Raw genomic sequence first — 22,117 nt, forward strand, 5'->3', positions numbered from 1 at the left:
CACCCGCGCGGCGGCTGATGCGGGGCGATAGGAATCCTCATGACGTACTGGGCACGGGTCATTGTCGCGCGGCCGAAGACGGTCGTCATGGCGGCCGTCTTGTTCGCCCTGGCCTGCGGGTTGTTCGCGACCGGCCTCGCGGAGCGGGTGAGCGCGGCCGGATTCACCGATCCGGGCGCCGAATCCAGCCGGGTCGACGCCTGGGTCACCGACCGGCTCGGCCCGCAGAACCCCGACGTCATCGCCATCTACACCGCGCCGGATGGTCGATCGCTCGCCGATATCGGGCCGCGCGTGCAGCAGGCCGTCGAGCGCATCGACCCGGCACTGCTGAGCCGGCCCGTCGAAACCTATTGGAACAGTGCGCGACAGCAACTGCTGCGGTCCGCCGACGGCAGGCAGGCGGTCGCGGTGGTGTTCGCGGCCGGTGACGACAACCACCGCATCGCCGTCTATCCCGAGATCGCCGCCGCCCTGCGCGTCGAGGGCATCGACACCCGGCTCACCGGCTACAGCGCTCTCGCCGACGCCATTGCCGCACAGTCGCGCGAGGATCTGATCGTGGCCGAAGCCATTTCGATCCCGCTCACCGCAATCGTGCTGGTCCTGGTCTTCGGCGGGATCGTGGCGGCCTCGCTGCCCGTGGTGGTGGGCAGCCTGGCGGTGGTCGGCGCCATGGGCGCGGTCGGGCTCATCGCGCGCTTCACCGAAGTCAGCATCTTCGCCGTCAATGTGGTCTCGCTGCTGGGCCTCGGATTGGCCATCGACTACGGCCTTTTCATCGTCGGCCGCTTCCGGGAGGAACTGGCCCAGGGCCGACAGGTGCCGGAGGCCATTGCCCGCACACTGAATACCGCCGGACGCACCGTCCTGTTCTCCGCGCTCCTGCTCATGTGCGCGTTCGCGGGCACTTTCGTTTTCCCCCAGGCGGTCCTGCGCTCCCTGGGCTTCGGCGCGATCGCGGCCGTCGGCCTGGCCGCCGCATTGTCGATCACGGCCCTGCCCGCCATCCTGACGATCCTCGGCCCGCGCATCGCCGCATGGAGCTGGCGCGCCGACGCTTTCGAGCGTTCCGAACAGCGCGCCCAGCGCTTCTGGGGTCGCGTGGTCACCGCCGTCATGCGCCGCCCGGGTGTGGTGGCGATCGCCGTCGGCGCGATCCTGCTGGTTCTGGCCGCGCCGCTGGCGAGTGTCCGCCTCGGCGATATCGACCACACCGCCCTGCCCGCGGGCAGCGAAACCCGCGCGGCCGTCGAGGAATTGGCCGCGAAGTTCCCCGCCGCCAACAGCGGCGCGACCGTGCTGGTGCGAACGAGTTCCGGCGAGCCGCCGCAGTCCTCGGCGATCAGCACCGCGCTGCGCGAACTCGGTGCGGTCCCGGGCGTCCGCCAGGCCATGCACATCGGCACCCGAGACGACGCCGCCGTCATCCACCTCGCTCTGGCCGCCCCCGACCGCTCCCCCGCCGCCCAGGACATCGTCCGCGACGTCCGCGATCTCGAATTCGACGATATCGAGCTCCGCGTCGGCGGCGAAAGCGCGGCCACGGTCGACAGCGTCACCGCCGTCCTCGCGAAACTCCCCCTCATGCTCGTGGTCATGGTCGCCGTCACCCTGCTGATGCTGACCCTGGCCTTCCGCTCCCTGGTTCTGCCCCTCAAGGCCGTCCTCATGGCCTTCCTCAGCCTCGCAGCGACTTTCGGCATCCTCACCTGGATCTTCGACCAGGGTCACCTGGCCGATCTCCTCGGCGTGAGCGTGGGCCCCCTCTCCGGCGGCATGATGGTCCTCATCATCGCCGTGGTCTTCGGCCTCTCCACCGACTACGAGGTCTTCCTGCTCTCCCGCATGGTCGAAGCCCACGAATCCGGCGCCGGCACCGAGGAATCCGTCCATACCGGAACCATCCAGACCGCCCGCGTGATCACCGCCGCCGCAACCCTTCTCGTCCTCATCACCGGCGCCTTCACCATCTCCCCCCTGACCCCCATGCGCTTCCTCGGCCTCGGCATGGTCATCGCCCTCATCATCGACGCCACCCTGGTCCGCATGCTCCTGGTCCCCGCCCTCGTCAAACTCATGGGCCCGGCCAACTGGTGGACCCCCACCCGCCGCCGCGGCGCTCGACCCGAGAAAACCGCTACCCCCACCGCCGAGACCGCCGATACGGTCTCGACAACCTGACCACCCGCCGCGAGGAGTATCCGATAGCCCGTCGACGCTACGTCGCCCGCGGTGTCCCCGGCGGATACCGCGTCTGGGACAACAAGGTTCGCCGTTGGTGGGGCGACCTGTACGAGCTGTGCCCCGACGACCTGGTCGCCGAACTCAATGGCGCGCATCGCCCGGATCGAATCACCGAGCTGACAAAACGGGCGCGCGCCCGCAAACGCTGAGGGCTGGACGGCGCGTCAGTCGGAGGAGCGGGCGGCGAGGACGGCGTCGTACAGCTCTTTTCGGGATGCTCCGGTGGAGGTGGCGACTTCCGCGCAGGCGTCTTTGAGGCGCAGGCCCGCTGCTGCCAGGGCTTCCACCCGGTCGACGAGCGAGGCCGGATCGGCGGAAACTCGTTGCGCGCCTTCGAGGACGACGGTGATTTCGCCGCGGGCGCCCTCGACGGCCCAGGCGGCCAGTTCGGCGAGGGTGCCGCGGACCACTTCCTCGTAGGTCTTGGTGAGTTCGCGGCAGACGGCGGCGCGGCGGTCGGGGCCGAGGATTTCCACGGCGTCGGCCAGGCAGTCGGCCAGGCGGTGCGGGGCCTCGAAGAAGGCGCAGGCGCGGGGTTCGGTGACGAGGGTGCGCAGCCATTCCTTGCGCTGTCCGGACTTGCGGGGCGCGAAGCCGTCGAAGCAGAAGCGTTCGACCGGGAGGCCCGACAGGGCGAGGGCGGTGGTCACCGCGGACGGGCCGGGCAGGCAGGTGATGGGGAGGTCGCGTTCCACGCAGGCCGCCACCATGCGGTAGCCCGGATCGCTGACCGAGGGCATGCCGGCGTCGGTGACCAGCAGGACGGTGCGGCCGGATTCGATCTCCTCCAGCAGCATGGGGATGCGGGCGGTCTCGACATGGTCGTAGAAGCTGACCACGCGGCCGGTGATCTCGACGTCGAGCGCCTTCGCGAGCGAGCGGGTGCGGCGGGTGTCCTCGGCGGCGACCACATCGGCCGAGGCCAGGGCGTCGCGCAGGCGCTGCGAGGCGTCGCCGATATCCCCCATCGGGGTCGCCGCCAGCACCAGTCGTCCGGCCGCCCTCGGCTCGCCGCTCATCGCACTCCTATCCGCTCTGCCCCGCCGTCCGCCCAGCATACGGCCGCCGCACAGCGCACCCGCGCCGCCGTCGGCTGCCCCGCGGCCTCGGGCGAACAACCGAAATCTGTCAGTGCTCAGCGGTATCGTGCAGCCGCACCCGACAAGGGCGCCCCCGGACCTTCAAGCGGGGGCCGGGTCACCAATGCCTCTCGGGAGAACGGCTCTGGCCGACCCTATCGGTCGGTGAAACCGTCTCGGTGAAGGAGGAACCGTCGCAGGACGGACACCCGAGAAGGGTGGTGCCGGACATCCGAAGGATTGTTCGACACGCTTTAGGATCGGTTGCGTGACCCAGGTGAGCGACGTGCGACCGGCAGTTCCGGAAGACAGACCGGTACTGTCCGGTCCCGCGCCGCTGCGGCCCTCGCCCGACTTCGGGCCCACGGACTGGGCGCGCGGGTGGGTGGCCACGCTGTTCCTGACGGCGGTGGCGGGGCTCACGCGATTCCTCATGCTCGGGTATCCGACCGATGCCAAGACGCCGGTGTTCGACGAGAAGCATTACGCGCCGCAGGGCTGGCAGGTGCTCACCAATGGCGGGGTGGAGGACAATCCCGGGTACGGGCTGGTGGTGCATCCGCCGGTCGGCAAGCAGATGATCGCGCTGAGCGAGGCCATCTTCGGGTACACGCCATGGGGGTGGCGGTTCGCCTCGGCCGTGTGCGGAACGCTCATGGTGCTGTTGGTGATTCGCATTGTCCGGCGGATGTCGCGGTCCACGCTGATCGGCGCGTTCGCGGGCATTCTGCTGATCTGCGACGGGCTCACCTTCGTCTCGTCGCGGCTCGGGATGCTCGATATCTTCCAGGCCTTCTTCGTGGTCGCGGCCTTCGGCTGCCTCATTGTGGATCGCGACGATATGCGCATGCGCATGGCTCAGGTCGATGCCGAAGGACGGTTGGACGACAGCGAATTCGGGCCGCGCTTCGGGGTGCGCTGGTGGCGGTTCGGCGCGGGCGTCATGCTCGGACTGGCTTGCGGGACCAAATGGTCCGGAATCTATTGGGTGGTGGCGTTCGCGGCCTTGAGCCTGGCCTTCGACCTGGCGGCGCGGCGCGGATACCGGATCCGGCGGCCCTGGGCGGGCACCGCCGTCCGGGATCTCGGGCCGACCGCGTACGCGCTGGTCGCGGTTCCGCTGCTGGTGTACCTGGGCTCCTGGTGGGCCTGGTTCGCCTCCGAGACCGGGTACGACCGGTACGCGGTCGGCGTGCGGGTGGGGCGGGACGGCATGTTCTCCTGGGTGCCGGATGCCTTCCGCTCGCTGTGGTTCTACGGGGGTGAGGTGCTCACCTTCCATGAGGGGCTCACGAATTCGGCGGGCAACCACCATCCGTGGGAGTCGAAACCGTGGACGTGGCCGATGGGTTTGCGGCCGATGCTCTACTACTATGCCGACACCAATGTGACCGGGTGCGGGCAGTCGCAGTGTGTGAAGGCCGTGATGGCGATCGGCACTCCGGCCATCTGGTGGCTGGCGTTCCCGGTGCTCGGCTGGGCCATCTGGCGGAGCTTCGTGCGCCGGGACTGGCGGTACGCGGCGGTCCTGGTCGGGTACGCGGCCGGACTGCTGCCGTGGTTCCTGTCCCTGGATCGGCAGATGTACTTCTTCTACGCCGTGCCGCTCGCCCCCTTCCTCGTAATGGCCATCGCCCTGGTGCTCGGCGATGTGCTCGGCCACGCGCCGCCGAGCGGGCGGCGGCTATCGGGTATGCCCGACTGGCAACACCTTTCACCGCCGAGCGAACGACAAGGCTTGGGGCTCTTGCTCGTCTGCCTCTACCTCGCCCTGGTGATCGCCAACTACATCTGGCTGTGGCCGATCCTGACGGCGATGCCGATCACCCCCGGAAGCTGGCACGAACACCTCTGGCTCCCGAGCTGGAGGTAGTCCTCGACGATCAGGGGGCGGTGCGAGTCTCGCCCAGGGCTGCGCGTAGATAGCGGAGGGCGGCGTCGTCGTCCAGGCCGAGGCGGCGGATGACGGCGACGTATTCGGTGGCGGCGCGGCCGGCTACGTCGCGGGTGGGGTCGCCGGAGGAGGCGATGAAAGAGCCGAGGCGGCCTCGGGTTTCGAGGACGCCGTCCTGTTCGAGTTCGCGGTAGGCGCGGGCCACCGTGTTGGGGGCGAGTTTGAGTTGGGCGGCGAGGGCGCGGACGGTGGGGATCTTGGTGCCCGCGGCCAGTTCGCCGGAGCGGACGCGGGCGACTATGCCCTGGCGCAGCTGCTCGTACGGGGGGACCGTCGAGTGGTGGTCAACCGGGATGTCCAGCATGGCTTCTCACACCTCGTCACGCGACAGCGGGCAGGACATGCAGCGCGGGCCGCCCCGGCCGGAACCCAATTCGGAGCCGGGGATGGGCAGGACTTCGATTCCGGCGTCGGCGAGCCGCGCATTGGTCATTTCATTGCGTTCGTAGGCGACGACCACGCCGGGCGCGACCGCGAGGGTGTTGTTGCCGTCATCCCATTGCTCGCGTTCGGCGGTGACGCCGTCGAGCCCGGTGTCGATGACCCGCAGCTTGCCGATGCCCATGGCCTTGGCGGCGGCGGGCAGGAACGGGTCGGGGCCCTGCATGCTCACCGTGCCGTCGCCCTCCTTGCGAATGGTGAACGCGCACAGCGAATCCTGAATCGCCGGGTACATCACCACCGCATCGGTGTCGACCATGGTGCACACGGTGTCCAGGTGCATGGTGGCGCGGTTCTGCGCGATCGGCACCGCCAGCACGGTATGCGCCAGATCGTCCTCGAACAGGCTGCGCGCCAGGGCTTCCGCACCCGCCGGCGTGGTGCGCTCGCCCACGCCGACCGCCACCACGCCCTTGGCCAGCAGCAGCACGTCACCGCCCTCGATGGGCGCGGTATGCGATTCGTAGGCGCGGCGCACGTTCAGGAACCGCGGATGGAAGGCGTAGATGAGATCGGTGAGCGAGGTCTCGCGCATGCGGGCGCGCAGCGCCAGCGAGGTGATGGCCACCCGCGGGCCCACCCAGAACGAGGAATCCCGGGTGAACAGCAGGTTCGGCAGCGGGTCGATGACGAAATCGTGCCCGTGATGCATCCGCACGACCAGCGAGTGATGATCCGGTCCGAACGGCAGCTCGTCGAAGGTCATGCCGGACATGAGGATCTGCGCCAGCTCCGGTGCGGGCACCGTGCGCAGATGCGCGGCCAGTTCGTCGGCGAGCGCGTGCCCGAGCCGCCGCGCGTCCACCGCGCCGGAGATGCCCTGTATGCGGGCGGCGCCGCTGACCTTGATGGTCTCGGTGAGCAGATCCGCCAGCAGCAACACCTCCACGCCCCGCTCCCGCAACACACCGGCGAAAATGTCGTGCTCCTGCTGTGCCCGCTCCACCCAGGGAATGCCGTCGAACAGCAACTGGTCATTGTTGCGCGGGGTGAGCCGGCGCAGTTCGTCACCCGGCCGGTGCAGCAGCACCGTGCGCAATGTACCGACCTCCGAGGTCACGGAAAACGGTCGCGCCGGTGGCGCAGCCTTGGTTCCCATATCCTGACGGTAGTTCGTAGCGGCAAAGATGGCATGCAATTCGCGGCGGCGAAAAACCTCGACTAGTGTTGAGGTATGCAGACCGCGTCCTGGCAAGCGAAGGAGCTGACACCGGGCCAGCTGGCACAACGTGCGGGAGTTTCGGTGTCCGCCTTGCATTTCTACGAACGTGAGGGGTTGATCACAGCCCGCCGAACCAGCGGCAACCAGCGCCGCTACCCCCGGGAAACCCTGCGCCGGGTGGCCTTCATCCGCATCTCACAGCGTGTCGGAATCCCGCTGAGCGATATCCGCGAGGCCCTGGACAACCTCCCCGACGGCCGCACCCCCACCCGCCGCGACTGGGAGACCCTCTCCACCGCCTGGCGCACCGAACTCGACGACCGCATCGAGCAACTGATCCGCCTGCGCGACAACCTCACCGGTTGCATCGGCTGCGGCTGCCTCTCCCTGGGCACCTGCAAGATCGTCAACGCCCACGACCACCTCGGCGACGAAGGCCCCGGCGCCCGCGTCCTGGACACGCACGCGCTGGAAACCTGCACCAAACCGCAAGCGGACGCCTGCTACCCGACCACGTCCAAGGCCACTCCGGCCTGACACCGCTGACCCGGGTTTCACGGTCGAGCTGGAGCCCCGCTCATCCCCAACCTCGGGGTTTCAGGGGCTTGCCCCTGAGAGTCCGAGAGTTGTCATCTCTGGTCTTTGGGCAGGAACGTCGTGAACAGGTCGTTGGCGCGGGCCATGGCGAACTCGTAGGGCCAGGCGAATTTGCGGGCCCACCAGTAGCCGAAGCGGATGTCGAATTGGGTGTGGATGAGGTAGGTGCCCTTCTCGACGCCGCGGAGGATTGCGTCGGCCACCTCCTCCGGCTTCTTGGCGTGGCGGCGGAATCGCTTGATCCAGGCCTGGATTCGCGGGTCGTCGCGGTCGGCGCCGATGATGTCGACGGTGTGCACGAGGGGGGTGTCGACCGCACCGGGGACCACGAGGTGGACCTTGATGTCGTGACGGGCGAGGTCGAAGCGGAGGACTTCGGAGACGCCGCGCAGGCCGAACTTGCTGGCGCTGTAGGCCGCATGCCAGGGGAAGGCCAGCAGACCGGCGGCCGAGGAGACGTTCACCAGCGCGCCACCGCGCTTGGCCTCGACCATGGGCGGCACGAAGTTCTCGATGATGTGGATGGGGCCCATGAGGTTCACATCGATCATGCGCTTCCAGTGGCGGTGCTCGAGGTTCTCCACCGTGCCCCAGGTGGAGATGCCGGCGATATTCATGACGACGTCGAGCGAGCCGAGCTGCTCGTGCACCTGCTTGGCGAAGGCGGTGACGGCGTCGTAGTCGCTGACATCGAGCGCCTGCGAGAAGTCCACGACTCCGCCTGCGGCGCGGACGGATTCGACGGTCTCGGCGAGCCCGTCGGCATTCACGTCGGTGAGCACCAGCCGCGCGCCCTTGCGCGCCGCCGCCAGGGCGGTCGCTCGGCCGATACCGCTGGCCGCGCCGGTGATCAGGGTCTTCTTGCCGCTCAGGCTTCGTTTGGCCACGCGCATCCATCCTCAAATTGACAGCTTTGTCAGTCGGCACGCTACTACGCGAACACTCTTGTTCGCGAGTCGGCGGACGCTCCGGCGCGCCCCTATTTACCGGGGCGTCGATCGACTTCTCCGCAGGTCGTATTGCCCGGCCCCGCCGGACCGAAACCCCGCGCGATCAGGGCCGGCCCGAACCGGGTAGGTCCAGGTCCAGGGCGATCCGCCCGGCCGCCAGATGCGCCTCCACCTCCTCGGCGGGCATGGGCCGCGCGATCAGGAACCCCTGCGCGCGATAACAGCCCAGCGCCACCAGCGTGCGCGCCGCCACGGTCGTCTCCACGCCTTCCCCCACCACGCCCAGCCCGAACGAACCCGCCAGCCCCACAATGGATTTCACAATCGCGAGATCATCCGCACTGGCGCCCAGCCGCTGCACGAACCCACGGTCGATCTTCACCGCGTCCACCGGCAGCGCCTTCAGATGCGACAGCGACGAATACCCGGTTCCGAAGTCGTCGATGGCGATCTGCACCCCCATCCGCTTGAGCCCCCGCAAGGTCACCTGCGTACGCGCCAGATCCTGCACCACCACATGCTCGGTGATCTCCAGGCACACCGACGACCCGTCGATCCCGAACCGCCGCAGCACCCCCTCCATGGTCTCCACGAAGTCCAGGCTCACCAACTGCACCGGCGACACATTGATCCGGATGACCACATTCGACGCCAGCCCCCGCCGCCGCCACTGCGCGAACTGCTCACACGCCGACCGAATCACCCACCGCCCCAACTCCCCCGCCAAATTGGTAGCCTCGGCGACCCCCACGAACGCCCCGGGCGGCAACAGCCCGCGCGTCGGATGCTGCCACCGCACCAGCGCCTCGAGCGCGACCACCCGCCCGGTCCGCAAATCCACTTCCGGCTGGTAATGCAGCAACAACGACCCGTCCGAAACCGCCCCCCGCAGGTTCAACTCCACATCGTCCTGCAGTTCGAACTGCGCCCGCATGGCATCGGTGAACACCGCCACCCCATTGCCGCCACTGGACTTCGCCGACAACAGCGCATGATCGGCCCGCCGCAGCACCTCCGCCACCGTGGTCTCCCCCGGAATCCCCAGCGCCACGCCGACACTCGCCCCACGACTCACCGTCTCCCCGCCCACGGTGACCCGCCGGGCGACGAGCGCCTGAATCCGGTTGGCCTCCGCATCGGCGGCAGCGGAATCCATCGGCTTCGCCGGGACAATGACGAATTCGTCCCCACCCAACCGGGCGATCATGTCTCCGGGCTCCAAGTGCTCACGCAGTCGCGCGGCCAGCTTACGAATGAAGTTGTCCCCGGCCGTGTGACCGAGGAAGTCGTTGAGCGCCTTGAGCCGGTCCAAATCCAGGAAGAAGGCCGCTACCGGTCCCGGATTGCCCGGTCTGAGTCGTTCTTCCATGTGCTCGAGCAACGCTCGGCGGTTGGATAGCCCGGTCAAATCGTCATGCATGGCGATGTAGCGCAGCCGCTCCTCGGCCTCCACGCGCGCCTGCAGCTGGGCGAACAGCGCCGCGATAGCTTTGAGCACGTTGATTTCCCGAGTGCTCCACTCGCGGTCACCGACCTTGATGAAGCCCAGCACACCGGTCGACACGTCGCGCGAGACCAAGGGAACGCATGCCGCAGAGACTTCGGAGAACCCAGTAGCGTCCTGAATGTACTGCTGATAGTCGGGGTAATCGGGGCTACGCGGAACGATCATCGGCTCGGTGACGTGCTCCAGTCGCGCGAATACCGAGTTGGTCTTGTCGAAATACGCCACTCGCAACGGGTCCGGATCGACGGCTACCGGCCGCGGCGGCCACTCCGCGATCAGTATCGAAGCGCGTTCTTCCCGATCGGTGTAGCGCAGGAAGCTGAAATCGACGTCGAAATGCTCGACCAGCCAGGACAGCACCCGTTCACTCGTCGACGCCATAGTTGTGGCGTCGACCGCCATCAACTCCGAGGCGACCTGGGTCACCAGTGAGTCGAGCGTTCGCCGAGGCACCTTATCTCCGATCGCACTAGCCGCGGGTGTTCGCGTCCGGTATCGGAAGTCGCCTGCTCCGAACCGTGACCTCCGCTGCATAACTGAAGCGGAGCACCACTGCCACTGTCTCGTGCCCAGGCACTCCCAACAGGTCCAGGAAGCGTCCCTGAAGTGACGTTAGTGTATCGGCGAACTCCGGGGAAACAGTATGTAGTTCATCGGGGCGTCGAGCGTACAGAAACAACGGTGAAACGGGCTGCACCGCAAGCCCCTGCCGCTCGGCCTCGATCCATACGCGCTGCATTGCCTCGCCGGCCCGCGCGTAAGCAACCAACTCGGTGGAACCGTCCAGCGCCGGCGCTGGAAAAGTCACCACCGCTACCGCCGAGCTGGTTCGCACCCGATCACGGATCGAGTCGCCCAGCGCGATTCCACCCGACCAATCGCGTACCAGATCCATGACGTCGGCGCGGCGGCCGATCTCGAGTTTGGCCATTTCATCGGCAGCCAAGTCCAACGTGCGTAGATCCAAGCCGGTCCGCAGATCGTCACCTGGCCATCGAAGTTCGGCGAACATCTCCTCGTGTAGACGCGGCGTCAGATATCGCGCCTGGTCGGACTCCGCGAGCAGCAGTGCCAGACTGTCGATTTCGCCGCGGCTCGTCAGGCACCGCAGCCCTGCACCCGCAGCCGCGGCAACACCGCCAAGGGACTCCAGGACGGCTTCGGGCACCGGCGCTCCGGTCCCGGGACGCCGGTTGGTGTGTCTGGTGAGCAACGCTGGATAGTCGCGGGCCAATTCCGGATCGGAGTCGGAACCGATCCGCAGCGTGGCTGTGAGCCCGCCAGGGCCATCCGAGTACACGCTACTGTCGCCCAGCATGTCCATGGCGGCAGCTGCGGCACGCGCGTTGTACAGTGCGGCCCCCACAGCCAGCGCGCTCCCGCGATAGCCGATATCCACGATCGAAGAGCGCTCGGGCGCAATAGAAATCGTGACAACGTCGGTGCCTGCGGTCAGCATCCACGGCTGGGTATTACCCCCGGAGGGCGCGCGCTGAGCGCATTCGAGTAGAGCCTCCATCGGAGTGGCCGGCTCGGATTCGTCGACCGCTTCTTCCAGCCATACCATCTCGCTGCCGAGAGGCGGCTCGGCGATATCGTCGAGACAACGGTCCACGTCCACCCGGGTACGCCCGGACGGCAATTTCTCACACAACCCGATGCGGCGAACGGCCGTTGCGATGATGGCGCCACCGAGCTGAACGTCTCCGCCGAGCTGTGGCCAGCTGTTCAAGGTCTCGCCGATTTCCACCATGCTGGCCGCCAATTTGCCGGACAAGTTCCGGCCGTCCAGGATCCGAATGACAAAAGGCGCCTTGTCGCGGGTTGACAGCCCGCGCAGGTCGGCCGCGCGGGTGTCGCCGAGCAATCCGTGGAATGGCAGGCGGTCAGGTTCCTGATCGAATCGCTCCACATCCAGCAATCCGCGATCATTGGACTGCATCAGGACCGGAAGCCGGTGGCGGCGAGCGCCCTCGCGAACCGCGAGCTTGATATCGAGCGAGTCGCATTCCTCCACGACGATCGAAAGCCCAGCAAGGAACTCATCGATATTCGAGTCATTGATGCCGTCGCCGAAAACCTCCACCGGAAGATACGGATCGAGCTCGGCAATCCGGCGGGCGGCAACGACGGCCTTGTTGACGCCGAGGTCGAACAGCGTGCCCGAGACTCGATTCAGATTCGTCAGCTCGATGGTATCGAAATCCGCGAGTCGCAGACCGCCGCAAATCCCCTCCAGCGCAAGGGTGTACGCCGCAGCGTGCCCTACACTCTGTCCGACGATTCCGATAGTCTGCTTCGCAAGGGTTTCCTGCTCGTCGCGGGTGAGATTGTTACGATTGCGGTCGAGCCGGACGGCACGCAGCAGCTGCGGCCCAGGTAGGGCCACAACAGCACGTCGCCACGGGTAGTACACCCAACGGTCGGATTCGTGTCCCTCGGATAATTCCGGCGCTGATACGAGACCCGCGAATTCAGCACGCAGCGAATCGCGCAAATCGGAAAATTCGATCGATGGATCGGACCACAATTCCGCCAGCCGCTCGACATCATCGGGATGGCGCTCATCGAGCAGCAGTGGTTGGTACTCGCCGACCGGAACATTGCCGTGACCCATAACTACGCCAGTCCCTCACTCCGAGACCAGTCGAGAGTGCCACTGGCTGTAAGCTCGGACAATTCGGCCTCTATCAGGCGCACTTGCAAATCCGTGGCGACAGACTTATAGGTCTGCATGTCCCACCACACCGGAACCGTGCGGTAACGATCATCCGGATACGACGACGCCGGTATCCACCAAGCGACATTCGCACCACTACTGCGGTAGCACTTGAGTGCGTGCTGAGGCGCAACGCCGACCGCGTACCGCACGCCGAGCAACGCCATACTGTGGACAATGCAGCGCGCGACCCAATCCGCCAAGGCGCCACGATGTTCCGCATCCCTGGCCGTCCAGCCTGCCTTGCACTCGATCACACCATCTGGAATCTGGTCGGCGACCATGCGCCGGAATGCCGCATCACCGGGCAACCCGGCCCAGCTCATAACCGCGTGCACTTGTTCGACGTGCTTGTGCGGACCCTCCGCCCGCACACCTGCGACAACCCTTCCGCTCGAATCCATCGCCACGCCGAAGAGGGTGGTCGAGCGGCCGTCGATCACCGCGTCGTATTCGAGGGCGTCCTCGGATCCGTAGCGACGGTAAACCTCCAGCGCACCATCCATGCACTGCCGCCACAGGCGCGGATCAGCCTCCGGTGATCCCACCAGGAACGTGCATCCGGTTCGCGGATCCTGAAATCGGAGCATGCCGTCACCAGGGCCTTCCGCCGGGACGAGCGCTATCGGTTCGATTGCCATAAGGTTTCCCACTTCACTACCGCGCTGACTTCACGCCGCTAACGCCGTTCCCAACTCGATACGGCCATGTATCGACCGTGCCTGGCATGGGCACCTAGGGGAGTATCCGTCAGGCGACGGAAATTGTCTAGGCATCTGGCAAATGTCCCGAAACCCGTATGCCCGTCCGGAAACTGCCCCAGGTCAAACCATTGCTATCAGTCATGAATTGCAACCACAAGACTGGTTGGTTTTCGATTAGCTAACTGTCAGCTATCACACCAGGATGGAGATGAAGAGTTCCAGATCGGCCGGTCCGGACCAGATCTCGATCTCCTCGCGATAGGCCCGCGTGATCTCCGCGGAGGCCGTCGCGTCGTCGACCTGCGCCCACACGTCCTCGGCCGGGTCGTGGTAGTCGCCGTTGGGACGGAAGCGGGCGTATACGCCCTTGGGTACCCGGATCAGGACGTCTCCAACGGGTGCGTCCTCGGGCTCGCGGTATTCGTAGGAGACGAGCACGTTGTAGTTGCCGGCCGGGTCGGGGACGTACACGGTGGCCAGTGGGCGGTCGGCTGCGCTGCTGTTGCGGTCGCGCAGGCGGTCGCGCAGGAACTCGATGAGCTCGCTGTTGCTCACCTTGAAGGACGGGCGGACGCGGGGGACGACGAGGCCGCCGTACACGCCGCCGGGGCGCACCACTATCGAGTAGGTCATGGGGCCTCTACAGCCAGGTACAGGTCGATCTTGTAGGCGTGCGGGTAGGTCTCGAAATCGCCGGTGTAGGTGCGCTTGATCTGCTTGTGCTCCTCCGCGAAGGCGATCTGGGTCCACAGATCGGTCATGACCTGGGGGAAGTTGCCGACCGAGGAGAATCGGGCGTAGGTGCCGCGCGGCAGGCGGGCCACCACGTGGCCGCGGGTGACCGCGTCGAAGGAGGCGCACTGGTAGCCGACGATCTGGGTGTTGTAGGTGCCCAGTTCGGCCGCATAGTCGGTGTAGGCGGAGGCCAGCGGCCCACCCAGCTCCTGATGCAGCACGGCGGCCCAGGCCACTTCCAGATCGTGGTCGCGCAGTTCCCCGAGGGCTCGTTTCGGGCTGCGTACCGGCAGCCCGGCAACCCACGTCTCGTCTCGCTCGACGATCTCAAACTGCATGGGTAGGAACTCTCTCGGAGGTTGTGGAACGCACAGCCCGTCGGCCAACCTTCGCCATGCTATCAACCGCACTTCGCGACACCCCGCGACACGACTCAGGTCGTTCCGCTCGGCGCTGCACACGCGCTGCGGGGAGTCTGCGCGCCGGCTGCCGGCGAGCTGACGCGTCGCAGTGGAGGCACTGGGAGCCGGGTGGCTGGGCGCTGCGAACGACATGGCCGCTCGCGTGGAGCCGCTACACCGAATCGCGGCGGCGGTGCGGCCGGGCCAGCGGGGCGCGCCAGTGCCGCCACAGCGCCAGCAGGCGCAGCCCCACCGCACCCGCGCCCGCCAGACCTCCTGTCCAGAACGTGTACTGGCCGTAGTGCAGCAGCAGCGCGGTGACCACCGAGCCCAGCAGGGCCGGTACCGCGTACAGCTCGCCATCGCTGAGCACGCTGGGCGTCACGCCCGCGAGCACATCGCGCACCACGCCGCCGCCGACCGCCGTGACCACGCCCAGGGCCGCGGCGGAGGTGGCGGAGAGCCCGTGCTGGAAGGCGGTGACGGTACCGGTCACGCAGAAGATGCCGAGACCGATGGCATCGGCCACCAGCAGCGGCGTGCGCACCAGCCGTCGTGGCGGATGCCAGAAGAAGATGAGCGCCCCGGCCAGCAGCGCGGTGATCGCGTAGCTCAGCTGCACGAACGCCGCCGGCGGGATGCGCCCGATGACGAGGTCGCGCATGATGCCGCCGCCGGTGGCGGTGCAGATCGACAGCACGGCAATGCCCACCACGTCGAATCCGCGCCGCACCGCGAGCAGCGCGCCGGACGCGCCGAATGCGAACACGCCCACCATATTTCCGACTTGCTGGGCGGCGTCGACGGCGGTGCCGAGCTCGACGAGGTTACTCATGGGGGCCGCTTCCCTTCGCAGTCGCAAACACTCAGCTACCGGCGCTCAGTATGCCCGGTCGCCACGCCGGGCAATCGGAGGCCGGTCGGGGCGCCGATATGGTTGAGTCACTTCGTGTGCCGCACAATTGCCCAGCTGGACGGGGATATTGCCGCCTGCCGCGCCTGCCCGCGACTGGTCGCCTGGCGGGAACAGGTAGCGCGCGAGAAGCGGGCGGCGTTTCGTGATGAAAATTACTGGGGCAAACCGGTTCCCGGATTCGGTCCCGAGGATGCCCGATTGCTGGTGGTGGGGCTCGCCCCGGCGGCGCACGGCGGCAATCGCACCGGGCGGATGTTCACCGGCGACCGCGCCGCCGATGTGCTGATCGCGGCCATGCACGCGGTGGGCCTCGCCAATCAGCCCACCAGCCGGCACCGCGACGACGGCCTGCGCTTCCTCGGCGCCCGCGTCACCGCGCCCGTGCACTGCGCCCCGCCGGACAACAAACCCACTCCCCTCGAACGCGATACCTGCCGCCGCTGGCTCGATATCGAGCTCGCCCTGCTGGCGCCCACCCTCCGGTCGATCGTCGTGCTGGGTGCGTGGGGCTGGCAGGCGCTCATGCCGGCACTGACCGAATCCGGTTGGCGGGTACCGAAACCGCGGCCCAAGTTCGGGCACGGGGTGCGGTACCCGCTGGATCCGGTCGCGCCCGGGCGCGGCGAACTGCACCTTTTCGGCTCGTATCACCCCAGTCAGCAGAACACTTTCACCGGCCGCCTCACCCCCGCCATGCTCGAGGCGGTCCTGGGCGATGCGGCCCGGGCCGCGGGTCTGCCCCCGCGATGAGCCGGACGCCCGCCGCGCGCCACCCGCTACGATGCGGTCGTGAGCAGGGCCGATAACACCACACACGGCAGCGTCGGCTCCCGGAGCGCGGCTGCCGCTGCACGAACCGATCAGCCGGAATCCGGCGCGGCCGGTACCGAACCCGCGACCGGCGCCGCCGCGGGGCCGGAAGCGGGCGCGAACGAACCGGGCGCGCCCGCCCGCGCCAAGCGCCGCCGCGCCGACACCCGTCAGCGCCTGCTGGACGCCGCCTTCGACGCCTTCGCCGAGGACGGGCTGGGCCGCACCACTGTCGAGCAGATCTGCGATCGCGCCGGATTCACGCGCGGGGCGTTCTATTCGAACTTCAGCTCCCTGGAGGAGTTGTTCCTCGCCATGTGGGAGCAGCGCTCGGCGCAACTGCTGGAGGGGGTGACCGCCTTCCTCGACGCCGATATCGATATCGGCGATCCGCGGCAGGCGGTGGAATACCTGCTCAGCGCGGTCCCGGTGGACGACAAGTGGTTTCGCATCACCTACGAGTTCACCGCGCACGCCTTACGCAATCCGGACCTACGCCGGATGATGGTGGCCCGTGAGGACGCCATCCGCAATGCCCTCATGCCGGTCGCGGTGACCCTGCTGGAACGCACCGGCCGCCGCGTCCCCGATCCCGGCGCCATGGGCCGCGCCCTGATCGCCGTCCACGACGGCACCGCGACCCAATGCCTGCTGGAACCCGACGACCCCGCCGTCAGCGCCCATCGCACCGACCTGTTCCTGCACGTCGTCGAGGCCTACAGCGAGCCCATCGCACCCTGACCGCCGAACCGCGCCAGCGCCTCGCACACCCGCCGCACGCTGACATCCCGGAATTCCGGCATATCGTGGTCGATCGCGTGCAGCACATCGACGGCCGAATCCGTTGCCGCCCAGAAACTCAGCTTCGCCGCCAGCCGGTCGTCCAGCTCCCGTCCCCGGTACTCCTGTACGCGCCGGACGAATTCCGCTCCCGCCGCGGGCCACAGATAGCACAGGTCGTAGTCCGGATCCCCGATCTGCGCATCCCCGAAGTCGATCACCCCGCTGATCCGATCCCCGGTCAGCAGCAGATGATCCAGGCTGATATCCGCGTGGATGAGCGTCGGCGCGTACTCGAAGTTGGCGTCCTCCCCCAGATATCCCTCCCACCGCGCCAGCAGCTCCCGTGCCTCCGTCGTGGGCAGCAGCGGAACCACCTGCGCCCGAATCAGCTCCAGATCCTCCGCGTACTCCTCCCGCATATCGCGCTCCGCCACCCCCAGCTCCCGCGCCCGCTCCACCGGAAACGCGTGCACCTCCCCCATGAACCCGGCAATGGCCCGCGCCGTCTCCTCCTGCTCGAGCAGCCCCCGATCCCGCCACTCCGCCTCCCCCACCGACTCCCCCGGCACCGCCGGATAAACACAGCACTCCCCCGGCCCGATCGGGTTCTCCGCCAGGAAGGCGAACCGCGGAATCTCCAGCGACACCCGCCCCGCCAGCTCCGGCAGCAACCGCGCCTCCCGCGCGATCCCCTCCGCCCCGTCCGCCCCCTTCGGCATCCGCACCACGAACTCCTCCACCCCCACCGTGACCAGCACCGCCACACTGTCCATCCCCTCCCCCAGCACCCGCACCCGCCCCGATGCCAACTCCGGCCGCGGCGACCCGGCCAGCATCCCCGCCACCCGCTCCGCCCAATCCCCGACGATCTCCGAATGCGCAGTCATATCCACCCGATCATCCTAGAAAAACCCCCGTCGACCAGCCGATTCGGTCTCCCGCCCAGCCACCTGCTAGAGTCTTCCAACGCAGGCCGGAAACGACCAGCACGGGGCTATAGCGCAGTTGGTAGCGCGCTTCGTTCGCATCGAAGAGGTCAGGGGTTCGATTCCCCTTAGCTCCACCACCAAAGATCCCCAGGCCGACGGCCTGGGGATCTTTGTTTAGCCCGACCAGCAGGAGAGCGCGTCGCGGGGACCTCGCGGCGCGGCTGCCCGCCAGCCGACCGGCTTCGGTGCGCTGTGCCCGCCCTCGATCACGACCACTGAATCTGCGGAACATGTTGTCGCACTGCTGCTCCGCGGTCGCGGATCCGCGCATCGAGGTCTGGGCGGGACGGTGGATGGCTACAGTTGCCGGGTGAATATCTGCGTCTTCTTGTCCGCTGCGGAACTCGATGAGCGATACACCGCTCCCGCACGGGAATTCGCCGAGTTGATCGGCAAGGGCGGGCACACGCTGGTGTGGGGCGGGTCGGATGTCGGGCTGATGAAGCTGGTGGCCGATGGGGTGCAGGAGGCCGGCGGCCGGCTGGTGGGGGTGTCGGTGGAGTTCTTGCGGCACAAGGCGCGGGCGCGGGCCGATGAGATGGTCATCGCCGGTGATCTGGCCGAGCGGAAGGCGCTGCTGCTCGCGCACGCCGATGCGGTGGTGATCATGGTGGGCGGGACCGGGACGCTGGACGAGGCCACCGAGATTCTGGAATTGAAGAAGCATGGGCTGCATGACAAACCGGTCGTATTGCTGAATACCGCGGGGTTCTACGACGGGCTGCGCGAGCAACTCGAGCGAATGGAGGCGGAGGGATTCCTGCCGCGGCCGCTCGCCGAGTTGGTGCGGTTCGCCGATGACGGGGCCGAGGCGATCGCCTACCTGGAGCGCGCAACCGCACAATAGCGCGCAAATGCGCCAACTTGGCATGAGCCACAGCGGAATTGGAACGGCTTCGGTAACTTACTCGGGTACGGAGGAGGTATTCGGGTGGAAATCGGTGCGCGGTTCGGAAACCGGCGGGTCATCGGTCGGTGGTTGCGTAAGGGCGTTGCCGTCGTCGCGGCGGCGGCGCTGGTGTCCGGAATCGGGGCGGCGGTGGCGACCGCGGCGCCGGTTCACGGCCCCGTGAAGCAGGCGCCGGCGGGCGGATTCGAGGAACTCTGGGTGCCGTCCAGCATGGGGCCGATCAAGGTCCAGGTGCAGTGGGCGTCCCGGGGCGGGAGCGCGGCGCTGTACGTGCTCGACGGGCTGCGGGCGCCGAACGATCACAGTCAATGGGTTTCCGATACCGATGCGCTGCGCCAGTTCGCGGGCGACAATGTGACCTTGGTGTTCCCGGTCGGCGGGCGCTCCAGCTTCTACAGCGACTGGTACCGGCCCAGCAGCACCAATGGCCAGACCACGAAGTACATGTGGGAGACCTTCCTCACCCGGGAATTGCCGGACTTCCTGGCCGGATACGGTGTTTCGCGCACCAACAACGGCATTGTCGGGGCGTCCATGGGCGGCAATGCCGCGCTCATCCTGGCGGGCCACCATCGCGATCAGTTCCGTTTCGCCGGATCCTTCTCGGGTTATGTGAACCCGACCTTCCCGGCCTGGAACGAGGGCATGCGCGCCGCCATGCGGGACGAGGGCAATTTCAATGTGGACGATATGTGGGGCCCGGTCGGCGACCCCGCCTGGACGCGCAATGACGCCACCCTGCAAGCCGAATTGCTGCGCGGGCTGCCGATCTACCTCTGGTCCGGCAACGGCGTGCCGGGCATGCCCGATCTGACCAATGGGCTCGGCAATACCCTCAACGCCATGGCCCTGGAGGCCATGACGCAGACCGCCGCCCAGATCTTCGCCAATCGCGTAGCGGCACTGGGAATTCCCGCCCGCATCGAGATCGGCAACGGCACGCACACCTGGCCGTACTGGGGACAGGCGCTCGCGAAGTCGCGCCCGATGATCCTCGACGCGCTCGGCGCGCACTGAGACCGAACAACGCGAAGCGGCTCCCGGCCAGCACATCTGGCCGGGAGCCGCTTCTTTCATGACCATGTGCGTTCTTCCAAGACGATGCGCGCCAACGCTTTCAGCCCGCGATGACGAGCACGCAGGCGCCGATGAAGACCACCTGCACCACCGCCCGCAAAGGCAGCGGCATGGTCTTGATGCCACCCACCCGGTAGGCGCGGACATTGGCCGGGAACATGATCACCAGCAGCGCCAGCAAGCAGGCCGCGGCCAGCTTGGGCGCCAGCGGCACCAGCAGCCCGATCGCGCCCGCCACCTCCAGCACCCCGGTCAGCGTGACCCATGCGCCCGGATTGGGGAACCGCGGCGGAACCATGGCGATCAGCCCGCTGCGGCGCGGCTGCTGAAAGTGCGCCGTGGCGGTGAGCAGGAACATGGCCGCCAGCCCGAGCTGCGCGGCATGCGCCCAGGAATCCAGCCACGCGATATCGGCCAGCAGACCGATCAGCCTGGTGACTCCGGTGACGACGACGAGTACGACCAGCGGTTGCATCGGAAACTCCCTGCGGTGAAACGCTCTATCTTGACAGTGGCTAGATTAGGCCCGTGGTACGGAACTTGTCAATGACAAGATTTTCAATCAGTATCGACCCATGGCGAAAACCGGCTACCACCACGGAGATCTACGGGCGACCATCCTCGCGGCCGCCGCCGACCAGATAGCCACCGAAGGCGTGGACACCCTCTCGCTGCGCGGCCTGGCGCGGCGCGCCGGCGTCTCGCACGCCGCCCCCGCCCACCACTTCGGCGACCGCGCCGGACTGCTGACCGCCCTGGCCGTCGACGGATTCGGCCTGCTGGCAACGCGATTGGAGGCCGCCGCCGGCGACTTCCGCGAGGTGGCCGTCGCCTATATCTCCTTCGCCCTGCACTATCCGGGCCATTTCGAGGTGATGTTCCGCCGCGAGCTCCTGCACGCCGACAATCCGGAGCTGACGGCCGCGCGCGAGCGCTCCGGCGCCGCCCTGCGCGACGGCATCACCACCCTGCGCCCCGATGACACGCCCCGGCGCCACCGCGACGCCCAGCTCGCGGCGTGGTCGCTGGTGCACGGCTTCGCCTCGCTCTGGCACGAGGGCGCGCTCGTCGGCTCCAGCCTGGCCGACGACACCCCGGAAGCCCTGGCCCGCCGCATGGTCGCCACCATCGATTTCCAGTGACGGCGGCTGCTGACAAGCTGGTGATCATGAAGTCGAAGGTGGTTCGGGCCGGAGCCGGCGTGCTCGCGGGAACGGCGACGGCGGCCGGGCTCATCGGGGTCGCACTGCATTTCAGCCGGTCGTCGGCCGAACCGCTGGTGCTGGCGGCCTCGATGACGCCCTATCTGCTGATCGGCGCGCTGGTCGGCGCGGTCGCGTTCGCGGGACTGCGGCAGTGGCTCGGCGCGGGCGTCGCGGTGCTGGCGCTCGGCCTCGGCGTATGGACCCAGGCGCCGCTCTACGTCGATCGCGGGAGCGCGGACGGCGTCGCGGTGACGGTGATGCAGGCCAATCTGCTGTTCGACGGGGCGGATCCGCGGGTCCTGGTCGACGAGGTGCGCGAGCGGAAGGTCACCCTGCTCACCGTCAACGAACTCACTCCGGCCGCGATCGAGGACCTCGGGCGGGCGGGGCTCGATCAGCTGCTGCCCCACCGGTATCTCGCACCGGGCCGCACCGCGACGGGCACCGGCATCTGGAGCAGCTATCCGCTGTCCGACACCGTCGAATACGACGGATATGTGCTGAACCAGCTTTCGGCGACCGCCACCGTTCCGGGCGCGGGCCCGGTCACGGTGTACGCCTTCCACCCGGTGCCGCCGGTCTACGGCACCGAGGTCTGGAACGACGAATTGTCCCGCCTGCACCGGATTCTCGAACAGGCCCCCGCGGATCGGCCCGCCATCGCCGGCGGCGATTTCAATGCCACCTACGACCATGCCCAGTTCCGCCGGATGCTGTCCGGGCGGTTCGGCGATGCCGCCGAGCAGGCGGGAGCCGGGCATCTGGTGACCTATCCGACGGACAAGCGGTTCCCGCCGCTGGTCGGCATCGACCACATCCTCGTCGCCCAGGGGCGTGCGACCGCCGTCGAAACGGTGCCCATGCCCGGCGCCGACCACCGCGCCCTGGTGGCCGAGGTGCGGCTGCACGACGCGCGGCAGTGAGCCGGCCG

21 protein-coding genes and 1 tRNA gene are annotated in these 22,117 nt (G+C 67.8%); 10 read left to right on the top strand and 12 right to left on the bottom strand.

Annotation, left to right across the window (positions count from 1 at the left end; translation table 11 throughout):
* Positions 1–39: 39 nt before the first annotated feature.
* Positions 40–2,184, top strand: a complete 2,145-nt coding sequence (locus ACYQ5L_RS34355) for an MMPL family transporter (RefSeq protein ID WP_459962362.1) — start codon at positions 40–42, stop codon at positions 2,182–2,184.
* Between the two features lie 227 nt (positions 2,185–2,411).
* On the opposite strand, the gene rsmI is transcribed toward ACYQ5L_RS34355, so the two are convergent.
* Positions 2,412–3,266: a 16S rRNA (cytidine(1402)-2'-O)-methyltransferase gene (rsmI, locus tag ACYQ5L_RS34360; protein WP_459962364.1), complete on the bottom strand. Its 855-nt coding sequence runs from the start codon at positions 3,264–3,266 to the stop codon at positions 2,412–2,414.
* Positions 3,267–3,594: 328 nt separating this feature from the next.
* On the opposite strand from rsmI, the gene ACYQ5L_RS34365 reads away from it, so the two are divergent.
* A complete protein-coding gene (locus tag ACYQ5L_RS34365) occupies positions 3,595–5,199 on the top strand; it encodes a dolichyl-phosphate-mannose--protein mannosyltransferase (protein ID WP_459962365.1) in 1,605 nt (534 codons plus the stop codon).
* 10 nt (positions 5,200–5,209) lie between these two features.
* Here the strand turns inward: ACYQ5L_RS34365 and ACYQ5L_RS34370 are convergent, their stop codons facing one another.
* On the bottom strand, positions 5,210–5,584 hold the full coding sequence (locus tag ACYQ5L_RS34370) for a GntR family transcriptional regulator (protein WP_379196456.1): 375 nt from the start codon (positions 5,582–5,584) through the stop codon (positions 5,210–5,212).
* 6 nt (positions 5,585–5,590) lie between these two features.
* Positions 5,591–6,820, bottom strand: coding sequence for an arginine deiminase (gene arcA / locus ACYQ5L_RS34375; protein WP_459962366.1), 1,230 nt, complete (start codon positions 6,818–6,820; stop codon positions 5,591–5,593).
* Between the two features lie 75 nt (positions 6,821–6,895).
* Between arcA and soxR the strand changes: the two genes are divergently transcribed.
* A complete protein-coding gene (gene soxR, locus ACYQ5L_RS34380) occupies positions 6,896–7,420 on the top strand; it encodes a redox-sensitive transcriptional activator SoxR (RefSeq protein ID WP_459962367.1) in 525 nt (174 codons plus the stop codon).
* A gap of 92 nt (positions 7,421–7,512) precedes the next feature.
* Here the strand turns inward: soxR and ACYQ5L_RS34385 are convergent, their stop codons facing one another.
* From ACYQ5L_RS34385 to ACYQ5L_RS34415, 7 genes are all read right to left on the bottom strand, one after another.
* On the bottom strand, positions 7,513–8,367 hold the full coding sequence (locus tag ACYQ5L_RS34385; protein WP_459962368.1) for an SDR family oxidoreductase: 855 nt from the start codon (positions 8,365–8,367) through the stop codon (positions 7,513–7,515).
* Between the two features lie 166 nt (positions 8,368–8,533).
* Positions 8,534–10,339: a putative bifunctional diguanylate cyclase/phosphodiesterase gene (locus ACYQ5L_RS34390; RefSeq protein WP_459963632.1), complete on the bottom strand. Its 1,806-nt coding sequence runs from the start codon at positions 10,337–10,339 to the stop codon at positions 8,534–8,536.
* 67 nt (positions 10,340–10,406) lie between these two features.
* Entirely contained in the window at positions 10,407–12,554 is a 2,148-nt protein-coding gene (locus ACYQ5L_RS34395) for an Rv1355c family protein (RefSeq protein WP_459962369.1), read from the bottom strand.
* A 2-nt stretch (positions 12,555–12,556) separates the two neighbouring features.
* Positions 12,557–13,297 carry a hypothetical protein gene (locus ACYQ5L_RS34400; protein WP_459962370.1) on the bottom strand — a complete coding sequence of 247 codons (741 nt, stop codon included), beginning with the start codon at positions 13,295–13,297 and terminating at the stop codon, positions 12,557–12,559.
* Between the two features lie 255 nt (positions 13,298–13,552).
* Positions 13,553–13,993 carry an effector binding domain-containing protein gene (locus tag ACYQ5L_RS34405; RefSeq protein ID WP_379196468.1) on the bottom strand — a complete coding sequence of 147 codons (441 nt, stop codon included), beginning with the start codon at positions 13,991–13,993 and terminating at the stop codon, positions 13,553–13,555.
* Positions 13,990–14,433, bottom strand: coding sequence for a GyrI-like domain-containing protein (locus tag ACYQ5L_RS34410; protein ID WP_459962371.1), 444 nt, complete (start codon positions 14,431–14,433; stop codon positions 13,990–13,992). Before ACYQ5L_RS34410 ends, ACYQ5L_RS34405 begins: the two co-directional genes overlap by 4 nt.
* A 235-nt stretch (positions 14,434–14,668) precedes the next feature.
* A complete protein-coding gene (locus tag ACYQ5L_RS34415; protein WP_459962372.1) occupies positions 14,669–15,331 on the bottom strand; it encodes a trimeric intracellular cation channel family protein in 663 nt (220 codons plus the stop codon).
* A gap of 114 nt (positions 15,332–15,445) precedes the next feature.
* On the opposite strand from ACYQ5L_RS34415, the gene ACYQ5L_RS34420 reads away from it, so the two are divergent.
* Together ACYQ5L_RS34420 and ACYQ5L_RS34425 are read left to right on the top strand one after the other, a co-directional pair.
* Positions 15,446–16,162: a uracil-DNA glycosylase gene (locus ACYQ5L_RS34420; RefSeq protein WP_459962373.1), complete on the top strand. Its 717-nt coding sequence runs from the start codon at positions 15,446–15,448 to the stop codon at positions 16,160–16,162.
* Positions 16,163–16,201: 39 nt separating this feature from the next.
* Positions 16,202–16,963 carry a TetR/AcrR family transcriptional regulator gene (locus tag ACYQ5L_RS34425; RefSeq protein ID WP_459962374.1) on the top strand — a complete coding sequence of 254 codons (762 nt, stop codon included), beginning with the start codon at positions 16,202–16,204 and terminating at the stop codon, positions 16,961–16,963.
* On the opposite strand, the gene ACYQ5L_RS34430 is transcribed toward ACYQ5L_RS34425, so the two are convergent.
* Entirely contained in the window at positions 16,939–17,892 is a 954-nt protein-coding gene (locus ACYQ5L_RS34430) for a phosphotransferase family protein (RefSeq protein WP_459962375.1), read from the bottom strand. The genes ACYQ5L_RS34425 and ACYQ5L_RS34430 overlap by 25 nt on opposite strands.
* A gap of 103 nt (positions 17,893–17,995) precedes the next feature.
* Between ACYQ5L_RS34430 and ACYQ5L_RS34435 the strand changes: the two genes are divergently transcribed.
* The 3 genes from ACYQ5L_RS34435 (at position 17,996) to ACYQ5L_RS34445 (ending at position 19,921) form a co-directional block, all read left to right on the top strand.
* A tRNA-Ala gene (locus ACYQ5L_RS34435) sits at positions 17,996–18,071 on the top strand.
* Positions 18,072–18,304: 233 nt separating this feature from the next.
* Positions 18,305–18,841 carry an LOG family protein gene (locus tag ACYQ5L_RS34440; protein WP_459962376.1) on the top strand — a complete coding sequence of 179 codons (537 nt, stop codon included), beginning with the start codon at positions 18,305–18,307 and terminating at the stop codon, positions 18,839–18,841.
* A 90-nt stretch (positions 18,842–18,931) separates the two neighbouring features.
* Entirely contained in the window at positions 18,932–19,921 is a 990-nt protein-coding gene (locus ACYQ5L_RS34445) for an alpha/beta hydrolase (RefSeq protein WP_459963633.1), read from the top strand.
* A gap of 100 nt (positions 19,922–20,021) precedes the next feature.
* On the opposite strand, the gene ACYQ5L_RS34450 is transcribed toward ACYQ5L_RS34445, so the two are convergent.
* Positions 20,022–20,456 carry a DoxX family protein gene (locus ACYQ5L_RS34450; RefSeq protein ID WP_459962377.1) on the bottom strand — a complete coding sequence of 145 codons (435 nt, stop codon included), beginning with the start codon at positions 20,454–20,456 and terminating at the stop codon, positions 20,022–20,024.
* Between the two features lie 100 nt (positions 20,457–20,556).
* Between ACYQ5L_RS34450 and ACYQ5L_RS34455 the strand changes: the two genes are divergently transcribed.
* Together ACYQ5L_RS34455 and ACYQ5L_RS34460 are read left to right on the top strand one after the other, a co-directional pair.
* The gene (locus ACYQ5L_RS34455; protein ID WP_459962378.1) at positions 20,557–21,123 is read left to right on the top strand and encodes a TetR/AcrR family transcriptional regulator; all 567 of its coding nucleotides are present in this window, start codon (positions 20,557–20,559) and stop codon (positions 21,121–21,123) included.
* Positions 21,120–22,109 carry an endonuclease/exonuclease/phosphatase family protein gene (locus tag ACYQ5L_RS34460; protein ID WP_459962379.1) on the top strand — a complete coding sequence of 330 codons (990 nt, stop codon included), beginning with the start codon at positions 21,120–21,122 and terminating at the stop codon, positions 22,107–22,109. The genes ACYQ5L_RS34455 and ACYQ5L_RS34460 overlap by 4 nt, the downstream gene beginning before the upstream one ends.
* Positions 22,110–22,117: the final 8 nt, after the last annotated feature.

The sequence above is a fragment of the Nocardia sp. IFM 10818 genome (assembly GCF_054655275.1).